This window comes from Rhizobium deserti (genome assembly GCF_004358025.1).
In the GTDB taxonomy this organism is placed as follows: Bacteria; Pseudomonadota; Alphaproteobacteria; order Rhizobiales; family Rhizobiaceae; genus Neorhizobium; species Neorhizobium deserti.
The window spans coordinates 1,064,074-1,085,301 of the sequence record NZ_SMTL01000001.1 but is presented as its reverse complement, the minus strand read 5'-3'; the positions used below and the strand labels follow the sequence as shown (position 1 = coordinate 1,085,301).

The 21,228-nt window shown below is 60.2% G+C and carries 21 protein-coding genes; 9 read left to right on the top strand and 12 right to left on the bottom strand.

The genetic code is table 11. The features are described from left to right. The first annotated feature begins 66 nt into the window (after positions 1–66). On the top strand, positions 67–546 hold the full coding sequence (locus tag E2F50_RS05200) for a hypothetical protein (protein WP_133314958.1): 480 nt from the start codon (positions 67–69) through the stop codon (positions 544–546). A gap of 81 nt (positions 547–627) precedes the next feature. Further along, on the top strand, positions 628–798 hold the full coding sequence (locus E2F50_RS22900) for a hypothetical protein (RefSeq protein ID WP_161974000.1): 171 nt from the start codon (positions 628–630) through the stop codon (positions 796–798). A 149-nt stretch (positions 799–947) separates the two neighbouring features. On the opposite strand, the gene E2F50_RS05195 is transcribed toward E2F50_RS22900, so the two are convergent. Next, entirely contained in the window at positions 948–1,613 is a 666-nt protein-coding gene (locus E2F50_RS05195; protein WP_133314957.1) for an HAD family hydrolase, read from the bottom strand. Between the two features lie 252 nt (positions 1,614–1,865). Between E2F50_RS05195 and E2F50_RS05190 the strand changes: the two genes are divergently transcribed. After that, a complete protein-coding gene (locus E2F50_RS05190) occupies positions 1,866–2,612 on the top strand; it encodes a sulfate transporter family protein (RefSeq protein WP_133314956.1) in 747 nt (248 codons plus the stop codon). Here the strand turns inward: E2F50_RS05190 and nth are convergent. Continuing rightward, positions 2,565–3,356, bottom strand: a complete 792-nt coding sequence (gene nth, locus E2F50_RS05185) for an endonuclease III (RefSeq protein ID WP_133314955.1) — start codon at positions 3,354–3,356, stop codon at positions 2,565–2,567. The two genes, E2F50_RS05190 and nth, sit on opposite strands and share 48 nt — an antisense overlap. A gap of 36 nt (positions 3,357–3,392) precedes the next feature. On the opposite strand from nth, the gene E2F50_RS05180 reads away from it, so the two are divergent. After that, complete coding sequence (locus E2F50_RS05180) at positions 3,393–3,875, top strand: DUF2244 domain-containing protein (protein ID WP_133314954.1); 483 nt, start codon at positions 3,393–3,395, stop codon at positions 3,873–3,875. Between the two features lie 65 nt (positions 3,876–3,940). Then, positions 3,941–4,822, top strand: a complete 882-nt coding sequence (locus E2F50_RS05175) for a methylated-DNA--[protein]-cysteine S-methyltransferase (protein ID WP_133314953.1) — start codon at positions 3,941–3,943, stop codon at positions 4,820–4,822. 50 nt (positions 4,823–4,872) lie between these two features. Here E2F50_RS05175 and E2F50_RS05170 read toward each other — a convergent pair whose 3' ends face one another. After that, entirely contained in the window at positions 4,873–5,244 is a 372-nt protein-coding gene (locus E2F50_RS05170; RefSeq protein ID WP_133314952.1) for a tudor domain-containing protein, read from the bottom strand. A 124-nt stretch (positions 5,245–5,368) separates the two neighbouring features. Continuing rightward, on the bottom strand, positions 5,369–6,379 hold the full coding sequence (locus E2F50_RS05165) for a sugar-binding transcriptional regulator (protein ID WP_133314951.1): 1,011 nt from the start codon (positions 6,377–6,379) through the stop codon (positions 5,369–5,371). Positions 6,380–6,566: 187 nt separating this feature from the next. Between E2F50_RS05165 and tal the strand changes: the two genes are divergently transcribed. Next, complete coding sequence (tal, locus tag E2F50_RS05160; protein ID WP_133314950.1) at positions 6,567–7,532, top strand: transaldolase; 966 nt, start codon at positions 6,567–6,569, stop codon at positions 7,530–7,532. Between the two features lie 176 nt (positions 7,533–7,708). Next, the gene (locus E2F50_RS05155) at positions 7,709–9,421 is read left to right on the top strand and encodes a methyl-accepting chemotaxis protein (protein WP_133314949.1); all 1,713 of its coding nucleotides are present in this window, start codon (positions 7,709–7,711) and stop codon (positions 9,419–9,421) included. Between the two features lie 71 nt (positions 9,422–9,492). On the opposite strand, the gene E2F50_RS05150 is transcribed toward E2F50_RS05155, so the two are convergent. Genes E2F50_RS05150 through E2F50_RS05135 form a run of 4 tightly spaced genes read right to left on the bottom strand, consistent with a single transcriptional unit; the run spans position 9,493 to position 12,974 of the window. Further along, positions 9,493–10,359 (bottom strand): metal ABC transporter permease, encoded by an 867-nt coding sequence (locus E2F50_RS05150; protein ID WP_133314948.1) that lies wholly within the window; start codon positions 10,357–10,359, stop codon positions 9,493–9,495. Then, positions 10,356–11,216 (bottom strand): metal ABC transporter permease, encoded by an 861-nt coding sequence (locus E2F50_RS05145; protein ID WP_133314947.1) that lies wholly within the window; start codon positions 11,214–11,216, stop codon positions 10,356–10,358. The genes E2F50_RS05150 and E2F50_RS05145 overlap by 4 nt, the downstream gene beginning before the upstream one ends. Then, positions 11,197–12,090, bottom strand: a complete 894-nt coding sequence (locus E2F50_RS05140; RefSeq protein ID WP_161973997.1) for a manganese/iron ABC transporter ATP-binding protein — start codon at positions 12,088–12,090, stop codon at positions 11,197–11,199. The genes E2F50_RS05145 and E2F50_RS05140 overlap by 20 nt, the downstream gene beginning before the upstream one ends. Continuing rightward, positions 12,087–12,974, bottom strand: a complete 888-nt coding sequence (locus E2F50_RS05135; RefSeq protein ID WP_133314946.1) for a metal ABC transporter substrate-binding protein — start codon at positions 12,972–12,974, stop codon at positions 12,087–12,089. Before E2F50_RS05135 ends, E2F50_RS05140 begins: the two co-directional genes overlap by 4 nt. 251 nt (positions 12,975–13,225) lie before the next feature. Between E2F50_RS05135 and E2F50_RS05130 the strand changes: the two genes are divergently transcribed. After that, positions 13,226–14,656 carry a hypothetical protein gene (locus E2F50_RS05130; RefSeq protein WP_133314945.1) on the top strand — a complete coding sequence of 477 codons (1,431 nt, stop codon included), beginning with the start codon at positions 13,226–13,228 and terminating at the stop codon, positions 14,654–14,656. Positions 14,657–14,780: 124 nt separating this feature from the next. On the opposite strand, the gene lysS is transcribed toward E2F50_RS05130, so the two are convergent. The 4 genes from lysS to E2F50_RS05110 all read right to left on the bottom strand — a co-directional run bounded on the left by lysS (position 14,781) and on the right by E2F50_RS05110 (position 19,889). Beyond that, positions 14,781–16,280, bottom strand: coding sequence for a lysine--tRNA ligase (gene lysS / locus E2F50_RS05125; protein ID WP_133314944.1), 1,500 nt, complete (start codon positions 16,278–16,280; stop codon positions 14,781–14,783). Positions 16,281–16,496: 216 nt separating this feature from the next. Beyond that, entirely contained in the window at positions 16,497–17,954 is a 1,458-nt protein-coding gene (gene gltX, locus E2F50_RS05120) for a glutamate--tRNA ligase (RefSeq protein ID WP_133314943.1), read from the bottom strand. A gap of 365 nt (positions 17,955–18,319) precedes the next feature. After that, the gene (locus tag E2F50_RS05115) at positions 18,320–19,087 is read right to left on the bottom strand and encodes a TerC family protein (protein ID WP_133314942.1); all 768 of its coding nucleotides are present in this window, start codon (positions 19,085–19,087) and stop codon (positions 18,320–18,322) included. Positions 19,088–19,184: 97 nt separating this feature from the next. Beyond that, the gene (locus tag E2F50_RS05110; RefSeq protein WP_133314941.1) at positions 19,185–19,889 is read right to left on the bottom strand and encodes a TetR/AcrR family transcriptional regulator; all 705 of its coding nucleotides are present in this window, start codon (positions 19,887–19,889) and stop codon (positions 19,185–19,187) included. Between the two features lie 129 nt (positions 19,890–20,018). Between E2F50_RS05110 and E2F50_RS05105 the strand changes: the two genes are divergently transcribed. Next, a complete protein-coding gene (locus tag E2F50_RS05105) occupies positions 20,019–21,221 on the top strand; it encodes an HlyD family secretion protein (RefSeq protein ID WP_133314940.1) in 1,203 nt (400 codons plus the stop codon). The last annotated feature ends 7 nt before the right edge of the window (positions 21,222–21,228 follow it).

Genomic DNA, 21,228 nt, shown 5'->3' with positions numbered 1-21,228 from the left:
GTATGGCTGTCCTGACTTCAACGTGAGGCCAGTGAGACCAGCCGTTTAGCGGGAGGTGGCGGCGAGATGATTGATCATGACATGTTGATCCCTATCTACCGGCCTCGATATATCGGACGCTTGGCCAGCTGGGAATTTTCTAATTGGACTTTCAAGGTCTACGGGATCTCTGCTGCAGCCCAAAACCACAAACTGGATCTCGATCCAAGTTTAATCGCAGCAGCGCGGGGCTTTGTTGAAGCTAATTTACCTCACATGAACGAAACGCCTCATTATGGGGTCGGCTTCGTCATATTGCACCATGGAAGCGGAGCGAAATCTCTTCTGACTCAATGGTGGACCAACGAATGTGTTTGCCTGCAAACGGTTGCGCAGTCCAATTTTCTTGGGTTACCGGAGTTCAGGCCTGCAAGGCAGGATCTGATGGCATGCGTCTATGAGCTTGTAGCAATCGATTTCGAGCGCCGCGCTTGGATTACGACGGTGATGTCTGGAAGATCAATGAGTGATTACCATGCCGCCTCGCTAGAGGACGGCTTCTACTGAACAGAACCTCACCGGCTAGCAGACAACCGTCGATGCTTGAAGCTGTGTAACACACGCCTATGTCTTCGTTTGGAGGTTGCTATGCTAGCATTAGTTGTCCGACACCTGCTCGGCATCGTCGTCGTATCCAGCCCTTTCTGGGGCGCCGGGCTGCTGTGCGCCTGGATCAGGAAGGACCGCAAGAGCCATCAGGGCCGCAAGACCAGCGGCAGCGCCACGGCGCTTTACGTCAGCACCAACAACCACTGGTGACGGGTTCCGGCTTGCCGTACCGGTGCATCAGTAGGCCGGAACTCCGCCCGCTGACGGCTGCCGGTCGTCCAGCGACATGCGGCTGGAAGGCTGTGCCTCTTTCCGCTATCTGATTGCCCACCCTGGAAATCGCAATCCTGCCTGGCCGCTCATTGGCCAAGCGGCGAATTGTCGTAGTCGGCCAGGAGAGCCGCCACGTTGTCGTAGATGGCGAGTGCTCCGGCTTCTTCGAGGACGGCATCCGGAAAGCCGCCGGAGCGAAGTGCGATTGCCGATATGCCGCATCTTCTTGCAGCTTCGACGTCATAGGGCGTGTCGCCGACGACAAGGGTCTCAGGAGCGCTTATTCCCGGCAGCTTGGCCAGAGCGGTGGCAAAGATATCGGGAGCCGGCTTGGTGTTTTCGACGTCGGCGCTGCTCGTCGTGGCGTCAACCAGATCCCGAACATCGAGAAGATCGAGATAATGGTGGAGCTGATCTTGTGACGACGAGGTGGCCAAGACGACCTTCTGCCCGCGCCCGTGCGCATGAGCCAAGAGATCGTGAGCGGATCCAAACGGCTTAACCTCATCCAAGAACCTGGCCTTAAAGATTTCGCCCTCCGCTTCGCCCAGCTTCTTTTGCCCGGCCTCATCCAGATCCGGAACAAGTGCCGGCAGCAACATGTCGGCACCCTTGCCGATCTGGCCGTGGATCACCGAGCGATCGAACTCGCGGCCCGTGTCCGCGAAGGCCGCCTGCCAGGCGTCGACATGCATGTCATTGCTGTCGACCAGCGTTCCGTCGATGTCGAATAGGATGGCCTTTATCTGCATGTATGGATTCCTGATCTGCTCTTGTTGATGCCGGCCGGATCAAAGCAAAGTCTGCGGCATCTGCGGCGGATTACGCAGCGATGACACCGAGGTTGCTGTTGGTGGCGGGCCTTGATCGTCAAAGGTGAAGTGTCGAGTGCAGTTCAACCAATGGAAGGCGCCAAAGTTCCACCGTAGGTGGCCTGCCACCGCTTCACCGCTTGCTCGCAGCCTTCCGCCCACCTACATCTTGCCGGGAACCGGAGACCGCTCATGATCCTCGACGCCGCCAGACGTTCGCTCGTCAATCTCTTCGCGCCGGAAAGCCGCGCCGTTTTCTGGAAGACGCTCGGATTGACCATTCTCGTGCTGACTGGCCTGTGGCTCATGCTGCGGGAAGCCTTCGTTTATTACGCCTGGCCCTGGGTCGCAGTCTTTCTTCCCGACCTGCCGGACTGGACAGGCTGGCTGACATTCGTCGCCGCGATCGGGGCGAGCATCGGGCTTGCGCTGGCGCTCGCCCTGCTGATTGCGCCGATCACGGCGCTGATCGCCGGGCTTTTCCTCGACGACGTGGCCGAGGTGATCGAGAAGCGGGATTATCCTAGCGAACCGGCCGGCAATGCCATGCCGCTCGGGCAGGCGATCATCGGCTCCATTCAGTTCCTGGGCGTCGTCATCCTCGGCAATATCGTCGCGCTGATCATGCTGTTCATCCCAGGCGTCAACCTCGTCGCCTTCTTCCTGGTCAACGGTTATCTGCTTGGGCGGGAATTCTTCGAGTTTGCGGCAATGCGGTTTCGCAGCCCCAAGGACGCCCGCGCCTTCCGATCAAAGCATGCATCCACGGTCTTCCTGGCGGGTCTGCTGATCGCCGGCTTCCTCGCCATTCCCTTCGTCAACCTGCTGACACCCCTGTTTGCGGCGGGCCTGATGGTGCACCTGCACAAAAGTCTGAGCCGGCGCGACCCGTCATTCGCCCTCGACCAGAGCCGCTTCGCCGAGCCTTTGCGGCGGTAGCTCGACGAGCGGTGCCGGAATGTCGCAGGTCTTTTCGGGCGATCGACAGAGATCGGCAATGACGCAATGTTCGCATTCGGGGCGGCGCGCCTTGCAGGTATAGCGGCCGTGCAAAATCAGCCAATGATGCGCGTGGAAGAGATATTGCTCGGGAATGACCTTGAGGAAATGCTCCTCCACTTCGTCCGGTGTCTTGCCCTGCGCCATCAGGAGCCGGTTGCCGAGCCGGAAGACATGCGTATCGACCGCCAGCGTCGGAATGCCGAAGGCCATCGACATGACCACATTGGCGGTCTTGCGCCCGACGCCCGGAAGACGAACGAGTTCCTCCCGGGTTTTCGGCACCTGACTGCCAAATTCCTCGATCAGCATGCGTGACAGGGCAATGACGTTCTTCGCCTTGTTGCGATAAAGGCCGATCGTGCGGATATGCTGGGTGACGCCCTCTTCGCCAAGCGCCAGCATTTTTTCCGGCGTATCGGCTTGTCTGAACAGTTCACGCGTCGCCTTGTTGACGCCAGCATCGGTCGCCTGCGCCGACAAGGCGACGGCCACGACGAGGGTGAATGGGTTCACATGCTCGAGCTCGCCCTTCGGTTCGGGTCGCTGAACAGAAAAGCGTCGGAAGATTTCGTCCATTTCTGCTTTGGAATAGGCGGACTTGTAGCGCTTCGGCTTACGGCCGGCGGCTTGATTTGACTTTTTGGGAGAGCTGGCTTTGGATTTCGGTTTGAGCAGGGCCATATGCCTCTATATCCAGCCTGAAGGAAGGAAAGCAACGTGGACCTTTCCGACGACCGGCCCGTATTCACGGCCGAACTGACGCCTTACCGCTCGCTTGGCAAGACTGGCTTTCGCGTCGTGCTGGTGATCTGCGGCGGTGTCTGCCTGCTCTACGGTGCCTTCTTTCTGGCGACCGGTGCCTATCCCGTCGGGGTGTTCTTCGGGCTGGATTTCCTCGGGCTCTACATCGCGCTGAAGATGAGCTACCGCTCCGCCCGCGCCCGCGAGGAGGTGACGGTGAGCCGAACTGGTCTGTCGATTCGCAAGTTTTCCGCCGCAGGCCGCATGGTCGAGCATCGCTTCAATCCGTTCTGGGCGCGGTTCCGGGTCAGGCGTCACGAGGAATTCGGCATTACCGGCATGTATGTGACGGGCGAGGGGCGGTTTACCGATATCGGCTCCTTTCTCAATCCTGACGATCGCGAAAGCTTTGCCAAGGCATTTCGGGGCGCGCTTGCAACGGTGAAACGGCGGATCTGAGCGCACAAGAAACGGGTGGCCCGGATGTCGGCAAGGGTGCATTGATGAGCGAAAGGAGAGACGCCATGAATGCGCTTGCCAAGATCGCCGAACCCGCCGTGGATGTGACGCCGCAAGGCTCCGATTATGAGACCGTGCGCCGCGTCATCGAGATGATCACACTCGATTACCGCCAGCAGCCTTCGCTCGACATGATCGCTGCCGAACTCGGCCAATCGCCGACCCAATTGCAAAAACTATTTACCCGCTGGGCCGGGCTGTCCCCGAAAGCTTTCCTGCAGGCGGTGACGCTTGATCATGCAAAGCGGCTGCTCGGACACGAGGGGCTGCCGCTCCTGGAAGCGTCGTATGAGCTTGGTCTTTCGGGGCCCGGCCGGCTGCATGATCTCTTCGTGACCCATGAGGCGATGTCGCCCGGCGAATGGAAGGCCCGCGGCGGCGGGCTCACGATCCGCTACGGCTTCCACCCGTCGCCCTTCGGCATCGCCCTGGTGATGGCCACCGACCGTGGCCTTGCCGGCCTAGCCTTTGCCGATCTCGGCGGAGAAAGTGCAGCATTGGAGGACATGACGCGGCGCTGGCCCAATGCCGCCTATGTGGAGGACGGCCCGTTGACGGCCCCTTATGTCAGCCGCATCTTCGAGCGCTCGCAATGGGCGGCGGACCGGCCGCTGCAACTGGTGATGATCGGCACCGATTTCCAGGTGCGCGTCTGGCAGAGCCTCCTCAAGATCCCGTTCGGCAAGGCCGTCACCTATTCCGACGTCGCCCGCGACATCGGCCAGCCCAGCGCCAGCCGGGCCGTGGGGGCTGCGATCGGCGCAAACCCCATCTCCTTCGTCGTTCCCTGCCACCGGGCCGTCGGCAAGAGCGGCGCGCTCACCGGCTATCATTGGGGGCTGACTCGCAAGCGGGCGATCCTCGGCTGGGAATCGGGAGCGGCTTGAAACAAGGCGCTCCCGGAAAACACACAGCGTCAAAACCTGTTGCTTGCCGATTACCTGGAGCGGCAGCGGCCGGTTTTGGTGGTCTCCTTGTCGCCATCGTCATAGGCAATGCCGATCCTCTCGCCAGCGAGGGATGAGATGGTGCCGCGGTACCATTCGCCCTGGCCCTTGAAATTGCATTCCACCTTCATGCCGATCGACCAGTTGTAGGGACGGACGTCGCGCAGCGCGACCGTTTCCTTGTCGCCGTCGTCGTAGCGGATGGTGACCTGGTTTCCCTGCACTCTGTCGATGACGCCCGGAAACCAATAGCCAGCGCCCTTATAGTTGCCGAGAACCCAGTCGCCCGTGGTTTGCGCGCCGGCTGCGATAGCACTTGCGGCCAAAATACCTGCCGCCAGAATCATTGTATATTTAGCCATGACCAAACCTCCCCAGAAAATATGCCGGCATTATTGCCAGTGGCAATTTGTGTTTAGGAATTTTCAACTGAATACATGCTGAACGTAACCGCTCTTCTTGATACTCGCGATGCTAAGGGGAAAGTCAGGCCTTGGCAGGAAGGGCGCTGGTCTCTTCATCAGCTGCCAGACGCAACAGTTCGCGGGCCGCGGTCTCGTCGGTGATCAGCGTGTTGCAGCCGATGCGCCGGATTGTCGCACGGATCGCCACGGCACGATGGGCGCCGCCTGACGAAAGCACGATATGCTGGGCCTGCTTCAGCGTGTCGAGGTCGACGCACATGACCCGCTCGTTCAGCGCGTGGTCGACGGACCGGCCATCCTCGTCGAGGAAGTTGAACATGGTATCACACACGCAACCGGCGGCGATCAGGCGGTCGAGCTCGGCCTTCGATATGAAGCCTTCCGAAAGAGAGGTCGAATGCGGCCCAATATCGCCGCAGCTGACCACTGCCAGATCAAGGTTCTCGGCCAGGTCGTAAATGGTCTTCAGGCCGCATTTTTCGACAAGTGCCCGCTTTGTTTCAAGCGTGTCGACCAGTAGCGGCGCGAGGAACATGTAGCATTCCGCGCCGAGCTGGCTTGCCAATCGCCAAGTATAGTCGATCGGATTGGTCTGATGCACGGCGACGATGCCGCCCAGCAGCGACACGACCTTGCAATTTTCCCGCCGCGGCGGCCGAAAGCCGGAAAGCGAGGCGGTCATGGTGCGGCCCCAGCCGACGCCGATGGTCATGCCATCCTGCACCACTTCAGACAGAAACTGGCCGAGCGCCAAGCCGACAGCCGTCGCCAAGGCTTCGGCACTGTCATCGCGCGGCGCTGGCACGACAAGAGCCTCGTCCAGGCCGTAAGCCTTTTCAAGCCCAGTCGCCAGTTCAACGCAGCTGCCCACCCCTTCGCTGATCCAGATCTGCACCTCGGACCGCTTCATCGCCTCGTCCAGCAGCCGGATCACGGTGGAGCGGCTGATGCCCAGCCGTTCGGCCACGTCCTTTTGCGTCAGACCCTGGTTATAATAAAGCCAAGCGGCGCGCAGCCGCAGCGACGCTGCTTCAGAATAGGAGGTATGGGTTTCTCGTCTGAGCTTTGCCAAGGGTGGTTCCTGAAACGGGCGCAAGCTGAAGGCTGGTGACTTCATGATAGGGTTGCAATGGAACATATGTCAATTGTGAACGACATATGTCTTGACTTCTTTACCTTGGCGAGATGTTATCTACATATTGCCCAAGGAGCTGAAACGGCGCCGAAGGTGTCAGAGATCCACAGCGAGGACATTGCCGATGACGTCGAAACTAGAGCAACTTCGTTCCATGACCACCGTTGTCGCCGATACGGGCGATATCGAAGCAGTCACCCGCCTGAAGCCGGTGGATTGCACGACCAACCCGACCATCGTGCTGAAGGCGCTCGGCACGCCGATTTTTGCCGACAAGGTGAAGGCGGCTATCGCATGGGGCCGTCAACAGGGTGGCCAGGATGATAGCGTCGTGGCAGCAGTCGCCGACAGGTTGGCCGTCGATGTCGGCGCGGCATTGGCCGAGATCGTGCCCGGCCGGGTTTCCACGGAAGTTGACGCTGATCTTTCCTTTGACACCCAGGGGTCAATCGCCAAGGCCCACCAGATCATTGCCGCCTACAAGGAACGTGGCATTGAGCGGGATCGCATCCTGATCAAGCTCGCCTCCACCTGGGAAGGCATTCGTGCGGCGGAAGTGCTGCAGACGGAAGGCATCGATTGCAATTTGACGCTGCTATTCAGCCAGGCCCAAGCGATTGCCTGCGCCGAGGCCAAGGTCTTCCTGATCTCACCTTTCGTCGGGCGCATCCTTGACTGGTACAAAAAATCGACCGGCGAAGACTATACGGCTGAAACCGACCCAGGCGTTGTTTCCGTCCGCGAGATCTATAATTACTACAAGGCGAACGGCATCGGCACGATCGTCATGGGTGCTTCCTTCCGCAATGTCGGCGAGATCGAGGCCTTGGCAGGCTGCGACCGACTGACGATCAGCCCGGCCCTGCTCGACGAACTCGACAAGGACACCGGCAAGCTGGAGCGCAAGCTTTCGGCGGAGACATTTAATGCCGAGCCGATGCAGTCACTCGACGAAAAAGCCTTCCGCTGGATGCTGAATGAAGACCAGATGGCGACGGAAAAGCTTTCCGACGGTATCCGGCTGTTTGCCAAGGATCTCGTCGCCCTGCGCACGATGATCAAGAAGGAACTGACGCTCGCTGCTGCTTAAGTCCTCTGGCGACTGGAAGAGGCCCGCCGAGGCGGGCCTTTTTGCTGGATTGTCTGATGCCGTACAGTCCGCCTGTTCAGGTCTTCATCAAGTTTTACTTTAACTGAAATTTCAGCACCTTGATTTAATTTGCAGCACTTATTCCTCATTGAGTTCCGTGGAACTTGGAGCTGATCATGGTTGCTGTGCCGTTCGGTCGCATGTTGTCTAATGCTGCAGTGCTTGAAGCCTTAAACCGGTCGCAGGCTATCATCGAATTCAACCTGGATGGCATTATTCTCAGCGCCAACGAGAACTTCTGCAAAGCCATGGGATATTCGCTGCAGGAAATCGTCGGCAAGCACCACCGGCTTTTCGTCGACCCGGCCGATGCGGCATCTGCCGAATATTCGGCCTTTTGGAAGCGTCTGGGCACCGGCCAGTTCGACCAGGGCAAGTACAAGCGGTTCGGCAAGGGTAACCGCGAGGTCTGGATCGAGGCTTCTTACAATCCGATCATGCGCGGCAAGAAGCCGTACAAGGTCGTCAAGCTGGCAACCGACATCACGGCGGCGCGCAAGATAGCGCTGGAAAACCGCGGCAAGCTGGAAGCGCTGTCGCGTGCCCAGGCAGTCATCGAATTTACACCCTCCGGCGAGATCATCACCGCCAACGAGAATTTCCTGAAGGCGCTGGGCTATAGCCTGGAAGAGATCGTCGGCAAGCATCACGCCATTTTCTGTGAGCGCGATTATGCGCAGTCGGCGGAATACAGGACCTTCTGGAAGGATCTCGGTGCTGGCCATTTCGCCGCCAACCAGTTCACCCGCGTGACCAAGGACGGCAGCAAGATCTACATCCAGGCGTCCTACAATCCGATTGTCGATGACAACGGCCATGTCTTCAAGGTCGTGAAATTCGCGACCGATGTGACGGAACGCGTCAAGGTGGTCAATGAACTCGGCGCCGGCCTCGCACGTCTTTCGGATTGCAATATCCGTCAAACGATCGACGAGCCTTTCGTTGAGGAATTCGAGCCGCTGCGTCGCGACTTCAATGCGTCGCTGGGCGCCTTCCAGGAAACATTGGTCAATGTTCTCAAGCAGACCAACAGCCTGAACGGCAATGGCCAGCAGATGCACGAGGCGGCCGATCAGCTGTCGATGCGCACCAAGGAACAAGCGGCCTCGCTGGAACAGACTTCCGCAGCCCTGGAGCAGGTGACCGCCACCGTGCGCTCTTCGACGGTCAACACGGAAGATACCCGCAAGCTGGTCAAGAACGCGCTGCAATCGGCATCGACGTCGTCATCGGTCGTGCAGGAAACCATCACGGCGATGCAGCGGATCGAATCCGCTTCGGCCGAGATCAACAAGATCATCAGCGTTATCGACGAGATCGCTTTCCAGACCAACCTGCTGGCACTGAACGCGGGCGTCGAAGCGGCGCGCGCCGGAGAGGCGGGCAAAGGCTTTGCGGTTGTCGCGCAGGAAGTGCGCGAACTGGCCCAACGCTCTGCCAAGGCGGCAAAGGAAATCAAGGGACTGATCGAGAATTCTGGCCGGGAAGTCACCGAGGGCGTGCGGCTGGTTGATGCAACCGGCGTTGCCCTTCACGAGATCGAAAAGTTCGTCGCTTCGATCGACACCAATATGCAGTCCCTGGCAACGGCTGCGACGGAACAGTCAGTCGGTCTTTCCGAGATCAACAACGCCGTTTCGCAGATCGACCGGATGACCCAGCAGAACGCTGCCATGGTCGACCAGACAACGCATATCAGCCGAGAACTGGCAAATGGTGCTGCCCAGCTGGCCGAACTGGTCGGCCACTTCAAACTGAACCGCCGGACCATGATCCGCGAACCCGGTGCGCCAGAAGCTGCACCGCGATCGTCGCGTCGGGCTGCCTGAGCAACTCATCGCTCCAAGCTATTCAAGAGCCGCTGTCACCCTGACGGCGGCTTTCGTTGCTCAGCTTCCTGTCAGCTGGATGTTGTCTCGCTGGCGCCGACAGTCGTGCGGCCGCTCATCATCGTGCGTATGAAGGCGATGATGAAGAGAAGGGTCATCAGGAGCACGATGGTGGGGGCAGGGGCGCTGTCGAGGAAGAAGCTGATATAGATGCCCGTGATCGAAGCGCCGAGTCCGATCGCGACCGCTGTCAACATCATGGTCGTGAAGCGGCGCGTCAGCAGAAAGGCGATCGCGCCCGGCGCTACCAGCATGGCAACCGACAGGATGATGCCGACAGCCTTCAAGGCGCCGACCACCGTCAGCGACAGGACGGCGAGCAGGCCGTAATGCAGGAGCCGAGTGGGGAGCCCGATCGCCTTGGCATGCTGCTCGTCAAAGGCATGCACCAGCAGATCCTTGCGCAGTAAGATGAGGAAAATCGTCGAGACCAGCGCGATCAAACCGGTTTCGATGACATCCGAAGACACGATCCCCAGCATGTCGCCGAAGAGAATGTGGTCGAGATGCACGTCCGCCTGGACGTTGACGAACAATACAAGTCCGAGGCCGAACATGCCGGAGAACACGATGCCGAGCACCGTATCCTCCTTGATGCGGCTGTTTTCCTTGAGGAAGCCGGTTGCCAAGGCGCAAATCATGCCGGCAACAAAGGCGCCGATCGCAAACGGGATGGACAGCATGTAGGCGATGACAACCCCTGGCAGCACCGCATGGCTGACGGCGTCACCCATTAGCGACCAGCCTTTCAGCACCAGGAAGCAGGACAGGATCGACATGGGCAGGGCGATCATCAGCGTCACCGCGAAGGCAGTGCGCATGAAATCGATCTGGAAGGGGAAGGTGACGAGATCCAGGAAATCCAGAAGGCTGCTCATGCGGCTTCCTCCAGAGTCCGGCGCAGCCTGCGGCGCGCCGCCAGCATGCCGTGCTTGGGTGCAAACAGGAAGGCGGAAAGGAATAGCAGCGTCTGCAGCACGACGATGATGCCGCCGGTGGCGCCATCGAGGAAATAGCTGAGATAGGCGCCAAGGAAACTGGTGCCGGCGCCGATGCCGAGGGCCATCAGGATGACCCGCTGGAACCGGTCGGTCAGAAGATAGGCGGTAGCGCCCGGCGTCACCACCATGGCGACGACAAGGAAGGCGCCGACCGTCTGCAGGGCGGCGACGGTCGAGGCGGCGAGCAGGGTGAAGAACAGCACTTTCAAGAGATCCGGCTTGAGGCCGATGCTGCGGGCGTGGTTCTCGTCGAAGAAGGCGACCATGAGGTCTTTCCATTTCAACGTCAGGACGAGGAGGCTGACGCCGCCGATGATGACCAGCTGCAACGTATCAGCGGGGGAGATGGCGAGGATATTGCCGAGCACGATGGTCTGGATATCCACCGATGTCGGCGACAGCGACACCATGAACAGGCCAAGCCCGAAGAAGGAGGTGAAGATCAGCCCGATGATGGCGTCTTCCTTGAGCCGGGTCCGCTGGTTGAGGAAGAGCATGGCGCCGGCTGCAAGCCCGCCGGAAATAAAGGCGCCGATCGAAAAGGGCATGCCGAGCATATAGGCACCGGCGACGCCCGGAACGATCGAATGGGACAGCGCGTCGCCGATCAGCGACCAGCCCTTCAGCATCAGATAGGCGGACAGGAAGCCACAGACGCCGCCCACCAGCGCGCTGACCCAGATGGCGTTCAGCATGTAGCTATAGGTGAAGGGTTCAAGAAGCGTCTGGAGCATCCAGGGTCTCCTTTGGCTTCCGGCTGCCGTTGCCATAGGTCACATAAGGCCGCTCGTCATCGGTAATGACCTTGACGTGGCGCGCATCGTCGTCGTCATGCAGGTCGGTGCCGCTGAGGATGAAATGCCGCAGCACGCCGCCAAACGCCTTTTCGAGGTTGGCCTCGTTGAACGTGTCCTCAGTCTTGCCATAGGCGATCACGGTGCCCTTGACGAAGACGGTGCGGTCGCAAAAATCCGGCACGCTGCCGAGATTGTGGGTGGAGACCAGCATGACGCGGCCCTCGTCGCGCAGCGCCCGCAGCAGTTCGACGATCTGCTCCTCGGTTGTCACGTCGACGCCAGTGAAGGGTTCGTCGAGCAGGATGACCTGGCCTTCCTGGGCCAGTGCCCGGGCCAGAAAGACGCGCTTTCTCTGGCCGCCGGAGAGTTCGCCGATCTGCCGCTTGCGGTATTCCTGCATGTTCACCCGCTGCAGCGCCTGATCGACCAGGTCATGGTCGCGGCGCGAGGGGATGCGCAGGAAATTCATGTGGCCGTAACGGCCCATCATCACGACGTCCTCGACGAGGACGGGGAAGTTCCAGTCCACCTCTTCCGACTGCGGCACATAGGCGACGAGGTTCTTCTTCAGCGCCTCGCGGGCCGGAAGCCCGAGAATTTCCACCGAACCCTCGGCCAATGGCACGAAACCCATGATCGCCTTGAACAGCGTCGATTTGCCGGCGCCGTTGACGCCGACAAGCGCGGTAATCGTGCCCTTCGGCACGGTAAAGCTGGCACGGCGCAAGGCGGTCATGCCGTTGCGGTAGGCGACCGTGACATTGTCGACCGCCAGGCCGGCGCGGGCCGGCTTCGTCTTGCCCATCATCATTGTGCCAGGCCCTTTGCAATGGTTTCGGTGGTGACGCGCAGCAGGTCGAGATAGGTCGGCACAGCGCCATCCGTGTCGCTGAGAGAATCCACGTAGAGAATGCCGCCATAGGCCGCCCCGGTTTCGGCCGCGACCTGTTTCGCCGGCTTGTCGGAGACAGTGCTTTCGCTGAAGATCACCTTGACCTGGTGTTCGCGCATCGCGTCGATCACGGAGCGCACCTGCTGGGGCGTGCCTTGGCTGTCGGCATTGACGGGCCAGAGATACAGCTCCTTCAGCCCGAAATCGCGGGCGAGATAGGAGAAGGCGCCTTCGCTCGTCACCAGCCAGCGGTGCTCTTCCGGCAGCTTGGCCAGCGCATCGCGGATCGGCTTGACCTGAGCGCGGATCCTGTCCGCATAGGCCTTGGCATTGGCGGCATAGAGATCAGCATGGGACGGATCGATCTGGGTCAAGCCCTTGCGGATGTTCTCGACATAGATGATTGCATTTTCCGGCGACATCCAGGCATGCGGGTTCGGCCGGCCCTGATAGGCGCCGCCGGCGATCGACACCGGCACGATGCCGTCGGAGACGGTGACGTTCGGGATGTCGCCGAGATTGCGCAGGAAACGCTCGAACCAGGTTTCCAGGTTGAGGCCATTGCGCAGCACGAGATCCGCATCGCGGGCGCGCAGGAGATCGCGCGGCGTCGGCTGATAGTTATGGATCTCGGCGCCCGGCTTGGTGATGCTTTCCACATCCGCAGCATCGCCGGCGACGTTCTTCGCCATATCGGCGATGACCGTGAAAGTGGTGACAACCTTCGGCCTTTCCTGAGACACAGCGAGCGTCGGAAAAGCCAGGAGCATGGCGGCAATGAAGAACAAGTTTCGAAAAATCATGGGCGATAGGTGCTGCTGTTGCAAGTCATTCGCAATCTAATTTAGGCAGCTTGCCGCATCTGTCAATGCTATTGCAAGTCATTCGCAACAGAAGGGGCATTCATGTTTCAAAACCTGCCGTTTCAAGAGCTCCCGGGCTGCAAAGAGGGCATGCGGGTTAAAGCTTCTTCAATGAGATCGTGCGCATATGCATCCTTATTCCATGACTTGTAATGCGTTCCAGTGGAGTGGCGTATGCCGGAGTTTGGCGGATGAAGATCCGGCTACCGAAGAAGTTCGTCCTGATTATCGGCGGCGTCCTCGTCCTGTGCGGCGGCAGCGGCGCGGCTGCGGTCTTCGTCGGCACCGACAAGATCCTCGGGCCGTCCTATCTTGAAATCAACGGCCTGGAATGCACGGCGCTGCAGACCATCCAGATCAAGCGGGACCACCGCCATTGGGTCCGGAAATATGTGGTAAGCGATGAGCCGGGCGACGGCATGGCGCGGATCCGCACCGCCCTGCGCGTGGCGCGCGCCGTGCAGGAAAAGGAAAAGGCGGACCTCGTGCAGGTGGCGCTGCTCGACAAGGCGGGTCCGACCGGACGAGCGGAAATGCGCGGACGCATGATCGGCGCGCAGGTGATCTATATCCCGGATCTTGCCAAGGTGCCGCCAGGCGCCGCCGCCCAGACCTACAGCGCCTATTACATTGACGGATCTTCGACCCCCAAGGGGGAGTATTACGGGATGCGGATCGACCTGCCGCTCGAGGACGTCGAGGCGCTGTCCGCCAAGCTTACCGACAAGGCCGACTGCATCGATCCGGTCGTGGAAGCGCCGGAAGGAGCTCACGGCGCAACAAGCGGCCACGGCGACACGAAGAAGACCAAGCCGAAGGGCGGCGACCATGGCGCGTCGAGCGGCCATGGGGACGCTTCGGCCCACGGCGAAGCAAGCGGCCACGGGGAGCCATCCGCACACGGCGAAGCACCGGCACATGGCGCAGCACCGGCTGCCGACGCGCATGCTGCCGCGGCCGATGCGCATGGTGAAGAAGTTGCCGCCAAGGAGAGCGGCGGGTTCCTGAGCTCCATTACCGGCATGATCTTCGGATCCAAGGACGAGGCGCCCGCGGAAGGGCATAAACCCGAAGCCAATGCCACAGACGGACATGCAGCGGAAGGCCATGCAGCGGAAGGCCATGCGGTCAAAGGCGAGGACCATCCAGCCGCTGCGGCCGATGCCCCTGCCGCCCATTCCGCACCGGCGGCAAGTCATGATGCGACCGCGGCGGACCATCCGGTTGCCTCCAAGGATCATCCTGAGGCGCCTGTAGTCTCGGCCGCATCCGCGCCCGAAAAGGCCTTGGCAGAACCATCGAACCCGGATGCGGGCTTCTTCGATTCGATGAAGTCGATGATCTTCGGGGGAAGCGAACAGCCGGAGGCGTCGCATGACAAGGCCTCGGCTTCTGCCTCTACAGGACCGGCCGAACCTGCACCGGAGCCGAGAACCTCGGCGGAAGGCGGCAAACGATGGTCTTCCTCGACCGATGCGGATGTGATCCGGTCCGATGAGGGGGCAACCCAGACGCCGCATGCCGATGGAAAACCGGTTGCCAGCGATGGCCCGACGGATGCGGATGCCGCCGGCGCCGAATGGCTTGCGAAATTCCGGGCACAGCAAGCTGCCAAGCCTTGAGGCAGAGAGGCAGATCGCTGCGACCTAGCGATCAATAGCGCCCAGACCCCATCCTCTTGCGGGCCGTTCGTTTGTGATCGGTCGTGGGGTGTACCGGTCGCCGGTTGTATACCAGCCGGACGCGTCAATCCTGCTTGGCGCGGCGTGCCGGAAAGAGGATGACGTCGCGGATCGACGGCGAGTCGGTCAAGAGCATGACGAGCCGGTCGACGCCGATGCCGAGGCCGCCGGCCGGCGGCATGCCCTGGTCGATAGCGTCGAGGAACTCGTCGTCGAGTTGCTTGTCCTTTTCACCACGGGCATGCGCCTGCTCGAGTTGCTCGACCATGCGCTTGCGCTGTTCTTCCGGGTCGTTCAATTCGGAAAAGGCATTGCCCAGTTCCCAGGCATTGCAATAGGTCTCGAAACGCTCGACGAGGCGCGGTTCGCCCGGCACTTCCTTTGCGAAGGGCGAAATGTCCTTCGGGAAATGAGTGACATGGGAGGGCTGAATCAGCGTGGCCTCGACCTTCTCTTCGAAGATGAAGGCTAGGCATTCGCCCCAGGTCCAGTCCTTTTCGACCTCGAAGCCCGCGGCCTTGGCGGCCGCACGGGCTTCCTCGTCGGTCTTGAGGCTAAGGAAGTCGATGCCGGTCGCTTCCCTCACGGCGTCGGGCATGGGCACACGCTTGAACGGGCCCTTGAAGGACAGTTCCTTGTCGCCGAACTTGAACTCGGTCCTGCCGTGAATGGTCATCGCCAGGCGCGAGAACAGCCGCTCGACGAGGTCCATAATGTCCTCGTAATCGGCATAGGCCCAGTAGCATTCCATCATCGTGAATTCGGGATTGTGCCGGGTCGAGACGCCTTCGTTGCGGAAGTTGCGGTTGATCTCGAACACCTTGTCGGTGAGGCCGGAAACCAGGGTGCGCTTCAAGAACAGTTCCGGCGCGATGCGCAGGTACATGTCGAGCTTCAGCGTGTTGTGATGCGTCTTGAAGGGTTCTGCCGTGGCGCCGCCATAGACCGAATGCAGCATCGGCGTTTCGACTTCCATGAAGCCGTCGTCTTCCATGAAGCGGCGGATGCCGGAAACAATGCGCGAGCGCTGCTGGAAGCGGAGCTTCGACTCCTCATTGGTCATGATGTCGAGATGGCGCTTGCGGTAGCGCAACTCGACGTCCGACAAGCCATGCCACTTTTCCGGCATGGGCAGCAGCGACTTGGTCAGCATGATGATCGACTGGGCGTTGATCGTCAGCTCGCCGCGCTTGGTGCGACGCACGACGCCAGTGACGCCGATAATGTCGCCGATATCGATCATCGGCAGAAGATCACGGGCTTCCTGCGGTGTGGTGTCTTTGTGGGAAAAGATCTGCAGCTTGCCGGATGCATCATGGATATCCATGAACATGCCGGAATTGCGCGAGGAATAGACCCGGCCGGCGACGGTGACGATGTCGGTCGTCTCGACGTCCGCCTCGAGGTTCTTGTACTTCTCGGCGAGTTCCGCATTAGTCATGGTGCGGTGGAAATGCGCCGGATAAACGTCGCCGATCTTGTCGCGCAGGATGGCGAGCTTCTGGGCGCGCACCTGTGTGGCGTCGGAGGAGAGGGCGGTTTCGGTCGTCGTCGTGTCGGTCATGGTGTTCTGGTTCCTGTCGATTCCGTCTTCTCGTCATTCCTGTGCTTGTCACAGGAATCTAGCCACCGCGCGTCTGCGCGGTTAAAGGCTTTTTTCCAGCCCAAGGACTTGGGCTGACTGGATCCCTGTGACGAGCACAGGGATGACGGAGGAGAGGCTTAAGTTCTATTGTTTCCGGTGAGCCCTGCCTCTCGATGCAGGCCGCCGATCGAAATGCTATGCCGCGCTGCCCACCATGGACGCCACCACGCCTGCTGCAATCTTCAAGCGCTGGCGTACGACAGAGCGGCCGAGGAGGGCCATGGAGTCGAACAGCGGCAGGGAGCGCGACGAGCCGGACATGGCGATGAAGAGCGGCGGGGTGACGACGCGCAGCTTCTTGGCGAGTTTATCGGCCACATTGCGCAGTTCCGCGTCGATAGCCTCGACATTCCACTCGATCATCTTCTCGATATCGGCCTGGACCGTGGTGATGATTTCCAGCGTCTCCGCAGGCGTTGTCTTCAAGCCGGCAAACGAGGCCGGCGTCAGGCCGACATCGGCCGCCAGCAGGAAGCCGGCAAGGTTCGGCAGGTCGCCGAGCTTGGAGACACGGCTCTGGGAGTGTTTCAGGCCTTCGGTCAGGCGGCCGTTTTCCATCGCCCATTCGAGCGTCCGGGCGACAAACTCTTCCGGCGAAAGCTTTTCGCGCAGCCAGCGGCCGTTCAGCCAGTCGAGCTTCTGCAGGTCGAAGATGGCGCCGGCCTTGGACAGTGCTTCCGGGTCGAACTTGCCAATGAGCTCTTCCATCGTCATCAGCTCCTCGCCTTCGGCGATCTGCACGAAGAACAGGCCGAGGAAGTTCATCAGCGCTTCCGGCAGATAACCGAGCGCTGAATAATAGGAGATCGAGGTCGGGTTCTTGCGCTTCGACAGCTTGGACTTGTCGGCATTGCGCATCAGCGACAGATGCATGAAAACCGGCGCTTCCCACTCGAAATAGCGGTAGAGCAGGATGTGCTTCGGCACCGATGCCAGCCATTCCTCGCCGCGCGCCACATGGGTGATCTTCATCAGATGGTCGTCGATGACGTTGGCCATGTGATAAGTCGGCATGCCGTCGCCCTTAATGAGCACCTGCATGTCGACCGAATCCCAAGGGATCGACACGTCACCGTAGACGCCATCGTGGAAATCGCAGGAGCCTTCGGTCGGTATCTTCATGCGGATGACCGAGCTTTCGCCCGCTTCCATCTTCGCCGTCACTTCCTCGGCGCTGTACTTCAGGCAGAGACCGTCGTATTTCGGCGGCTTGCCGCTCGCGCGCTGCCCTTCGCGCATTTCCTCCAGACGCTGCGGCGTACAGAAGCATCGGAAGGCATGGCCCTTGTCGAGTAGGTCCTGGGCATAGGGCTGGTACATGTCCTTGCGGTCCGACTGGCGGTAGGGACCGTAGGGGCCGCCGATATCCGGACCCTCGGCCCAGGTCAGGCCGGTCCATTTGAGAGCGTCCAGCACCTTCTGTTCGAATTCCAGCGTCGAGCGGGTCGCGTCGGTATCCTCGATGCGCAGGATGAATTCGCCACCGTTTTTCTTGGCAAAGAGGTAGTTGAAGAGCGCGATATAGGCAGTGCCGACATGCGGCTCGCCGGTCGGCGACGGGGCAATGCGGACGCGCGGAGTCGGATTGATCATGATACTGCTCGATCTAAGGCGCGCTCAAATTGGTATCAGTCGGGCGCCAAGCCTGCTTCTGGAATGTGGATTTTCGCAGGCTTAGGCCATATTCAGGCGCAAGCGTCAAGAAATTTAGGCCGCGTGCTTAACGGACAGGCCAGACCCACATGAGCACTGGCACGCTGGCCAGGATGATCAAGAGCGACGAAAGAGCGCCAAGGCGGGATTTGCCAAAGCCATCAGGAAAGCTTCTGCAGCTCAAGTCATTAGGGATCGCGAAGACGCCGCCGGTGCGAGTTCCGCAAAGCAGGCACAGCGCGCCTATCAAGCAAGGGGGATGCAGCAAAAAAAAGCGCCCGGAGGCGCCTTTTTCGGTAGGGTTATCAATGCAACGTCGGGTCGCTGCCCTTTTTCTTCTTACGCGCCGTCCTGGAAAACATGTTGAGGGCCTCAACGCCGGCGGAGAAGGCCATGGCGGCGTAGATATAACCCTTGGGCACATGCACGCCGAAACCTTCCACGATCAACGTGCCGCCGATCATCAGCAGGAAGGCGAGCGCCAGCATGACAATGGTCGGGTTCTTCTCGATGAAGTTGGCAAGCGGGGAGGCGGCAACCAGCATGACGGTGACGGCGGCGACTACCGCAACAATCATGATCGGCAGATGCGGCGTCATGCCAACGGCAGTGATGATGCTGTCGATCGAGAAGACGAGGTCGAGGAGAAGGATCTGGCCGATCGCCGCGGCAAAGCTCATCTTCAGCACTTCCTTGCCGGCGCCGACCATATCTTCCTTATGGTCATCGACATCGACGGAATGATGGATTTCCTTGGTCGCCTTGTAGACGAGGAAAACGCCGCCGGCGATCAGGATCAGGTCTTTCCAGGAGAAGTCGTGTCCAAAGGCGTTGAACAGCGGATTGGTCAGCTGGACGATCCAGGCAATCGTGCCGAGCAGGCCGAGGCGCATGACCAGAGCAAGGCCGATACCGATCTTGCGCGCCTTTTCCCGGCTTTCGGGCGGCAGCTTGTTGGTGAGGATGGAGATGAAAATCAGGTTGTCGATGCCAAGCACGACCTCCATGACGACCAGCGTGACGAGTGCCACCCAAGCGGCCGGATCCGTGATAAGCGCGGCTATTTCCTGCATTCAAACTCCCCTATTCAATCAAAAGGCGCAATTGCCGGCCCGATGTAAGGATTGGCCGTCTGAAGACAAGAGGAGGTTGTAGGGACTTAAGTCTGATTCAAGCTTGTTCCGGCAGCTTTTTGGTCACGGATTCGTCATGTCTGCCATAGGCGGCCATGAAAACCCGCACGGCACCGTGGATGACCCGGTCCATTTCTTCGCGCGGCGGCGTCGCTTCCAGAGTGCCGAACAGGCGAAGCTTGAAGAAGCTGCCGCTGGCAAGGTCCAGAAACTGGCCGGCAGCGAGATCGATATCGTCGATTGAGAGGGCGCCGGCCACCACATGGCGCTCCAGAAAGTTGCGCATCACGGTGCGCAGGTTTTCCGGCCCTTTGAAGAAGCGCTGACACAGCACTGGCATGCGCTCGCGAACTCCGAGAACGGTACGCATGGCAGTGATGACCTTCTCATCCGTCATATGGGTAACAAAGGCGATCCCGAACTCGTAGAGGCCCGTCTTGATGTCTTCGGTACCGTCGAGAGCCGTGCGGACTGCGTTCAAGAAGACGGTCCGCTCTCTGTCGACCATGGCGGCGAACAGGTCTTCTTTGTTTTGGAAATAAACGTAGATCGTGCCTTTGGAGACGCCTGCCTCACGGGTTATGTCATTCATGCTGGCAGCGTCAAAGCCAAGTTTGAGGAAGACGCGCTTGGCCCCCTCGATGATCTGCTCGCGCTTGGCAGGATCCTCGCCTGCTGCAAACCGTCCTGCAGACGAGGCGACCTCCTTTGCGGCTGCCGTTTTTAACGCTTTTGAAGTCATCTGTTCTCAACTCGAATATTTTCGAACCAAGTGGTTCGATCTGCTCTTGATATGTGATGGGGAAGCTTCTATGTCAATGCCACCGAACTGAGTGGTTCGATTGATATGCCTCTGACGATGGTTCCCAAAATGACGGCTTCCCAGAATGCGGGCGCTCTGCGCGCAGTACAGAATGAAACTGCTGTTCCGGCCGACAACGAAGCTCGCAAGCCTGCGCCTGCAAGCGAACAGCCTGCAAGCGAGCAGCCGGCAGCCGCCGCTCCCGTTGCAGAACCTGCGGCCGCGCCGAAAAAAAAGAAGCGTGGTTTCATTCTGCCTGTCGTTATTCTGGCTCTGCTCGCCGGCGGCGCCTGGTATGGCTATCAGTGGTGGACCGAAGGCCGCTTCATGGTTTCCACCGATGATGCCTATATCGAAGGCGATATCGCAACTATTTCCCCTAAAGTGACGGGATATGTTGCCAAGGTCAACGTCGTCGCCAACCAGCAGGTGAAGGCAGGCGACGTTCTTGCTACGCTCGACAAGGGCGATTACCAGAACGCACTTGATCAGGCCGAAGCGCAGATTGCCACAGAGAAGCTGTCGCTCGACCGGATCGACGCCCAGATCGAAGGCGGACGGGCCAGTCTGGCGCAGGCGAAGGCGCAGCAGGTAGCGCTCGAGGCGGCCGTTCGCGGCGCGCAGACGACGCAGAAGCGTCAGGCGGAACTGAGTGCAAAATCAGTCGGCACCACAGCAGACCTGGACACGGCCAATGTGGCGCTTGACCAAGCCAAGGCGAACCTTGCGGGCGGCCTTGCCAATATCACGGCGGCAGAAGCCAATATCAGCATCCTGCAGGCGCAGCGCAAGGAAGCGGAGGGAACCGTCCGCACGCTCGAGCTGCAGCGCGACAAGGCGGCACGCGACCTGTCGTTCACAGTTCTGAAGGCTCCTTATGACGGGCTGGTCGGCAATCGTTCCGTGCAGGAAGGGGATCTCGTTTCGCCGGGTCAGCGCCTGATGGCGATCGTTCCGGTGCGCCAGCTTTATATCGACGCCAATTTCAAGGAAACGCAGATCCAGCATCTGGTTCTCGGTTCCAAGGTCAAGGTGCACGTGGACGCCTACGACGACCATGCGATCCAGGGTACGGTCGAAAGCATCTCGCCGGCCTCCGGGGCGGTCTTCTCGCTGCTGCCGCCTGAAAATGCCACCGGCAATTTCACCAAGATCATCCAGCGTGTGCCTGTGCGTATTGCATTGCCCCAGGATGCGCTCGACAGCGGTCGCCTTCGTGCCGGCCTGAGCGTCGTCGTCGACGTGGATACCCGTACGGCGCCGAGCAAGTAGGCCCGTG

Excerpts from the sequence above, each read along its gene's own strand:
- E2F50_RS05200 (WP_133314958.1), top strand. The coding sequence starts at position 67 with ATGATTGATCATGACATGTTGATCCCTATCTACCGGCCTCGATATATC.
- E2F50_RS22900 (WP_161974000.1), top strand. The coding sequence starts at position 628 with ATGCTAGCATTAGTTGTCCGACACCTGCTCGGCATCGTCGTCGTATCC.
- E2F50_RS05195 (WP_133314957.1), bottom strand. The coding sequence starts at position 1,613 with ATGCAGATAAAGGCCATCCTATTCGACATCGACGGAACGCTGGTCGAC.
- E2F50_RS05190 (WP_133314956.1), top strand. The coding sequence starts at position 1,866 with ATGATCCTCGACGCCGCCAGACGTTCGCTCGTCAATCTCTTCGCGCCG.
- nth (WP_133314955.1), bottom strand. The coding sequence starts at position 3,356 with ATGGCCCTGCTCAAACCGAAATCCAAAGCCAGCTCTCCCAAAAAGTCA.
- E2F50_RS05175 (WP_133314953.1), top strand. The coding sequence starts at position 3,941 with ATGAATGCGCTTGCCAAGATCGCCGAACCCGCCGTGGATGTGACGCCG.
- E2F50_RS05170 (WP_133314952.1), bottom strand. The coding sequence starts at position 5,244 with ATGGCTAAATATACAATGATTCTGGCGGCAGGTATTTTGGCCGCAAGT.
- tal (WP_133314950.1), top strand. The coding sequence starts at position 6,567 with ATGACGTCGAAACTAGAGCAACTTCGTTCCATGACCACCGTTGTCGCC.
- E2F50_RS05155 (WP_133314949.1), top strand. The coding sequence starts at position 7,709 with ATGGTTGCTGTGCCGTTCGGTCGCATGTTGTCTAATGCTGCAGTGCTT.
- E2F50_RS05150 (WP_133314948.1), bottom strand. The coding sequence starts at position 10,359 with ATGAGCAGCCTTCTGGATTTCCTGGATCTCGTCACCTTCCCCTTCCAG.
- E2F50_RS05145 (WP_133314947.1), bottom strand. The coding sequence starts at position 11,216 with ATGCTCCAGACGCTTCTTGAACCCTTCACCTATAGCTACATGCTGAAC.
- E2F50_RS05140 (WP_161973997.1), bottom strand. The coding sequence starts at position 12,090 with ATGATGATGGGCAAGACGAAGCCGGCCCGCGCCGGCCTGGCGGTCGAC.
- E2F50_RS05135 (WP_133314946.1), bottom strand. The coding sequence starts at position 12,974 with ATGATTTTTCGAAACTTGTTCTTCATTGCCGCCATGCTCCTGGCTTTT.
- E2F50_RS05130 (WP_133314945.1), top strand. The coding sequence starts at position 13,226 with ATGAAGATCCGGCTACCGAAGAAGTTCGTCCTGATTATCGGCGGCGTC.
- lysS (WP_133314944.1), bottom strand. The coding sequence starts at position 16,280 with ATGACCGACACGACGACGACCGAAACCGCCCTCTCCTCCGACGCCACA.
- gltX (WP_133314943.1), bottom strand. The coding sequence starts at position 17,954 with ATGATCAATCCGACTCCGCGCGTCCGCATTGCCCCGTCGCCGACCGGC.
- E2F50_RS05115 (WP_133314942.1), bottom strand. The coding sequence starts at position 19,087 with ATGCAGGAAATAGCCGCGCTTATCACGGATCCGGCCGCTTGGGTGGCA.
- E2F50_RS05110 (WP_133314941.1), bottom strand. The coding sequence starts at position 19,889 with ATGACTTCAAAAGCGTTAAAAACGGCAGCCGCAAAGGAGGTCGCCTCG.
- E2F50_RS05105 (WP_133314940.1), top strand. The coding sequence starts at position 20,019 with ATGACGGCTTCCCAGAATGCGGGCGCTCTGCGCGCAGTACAGAATGAA.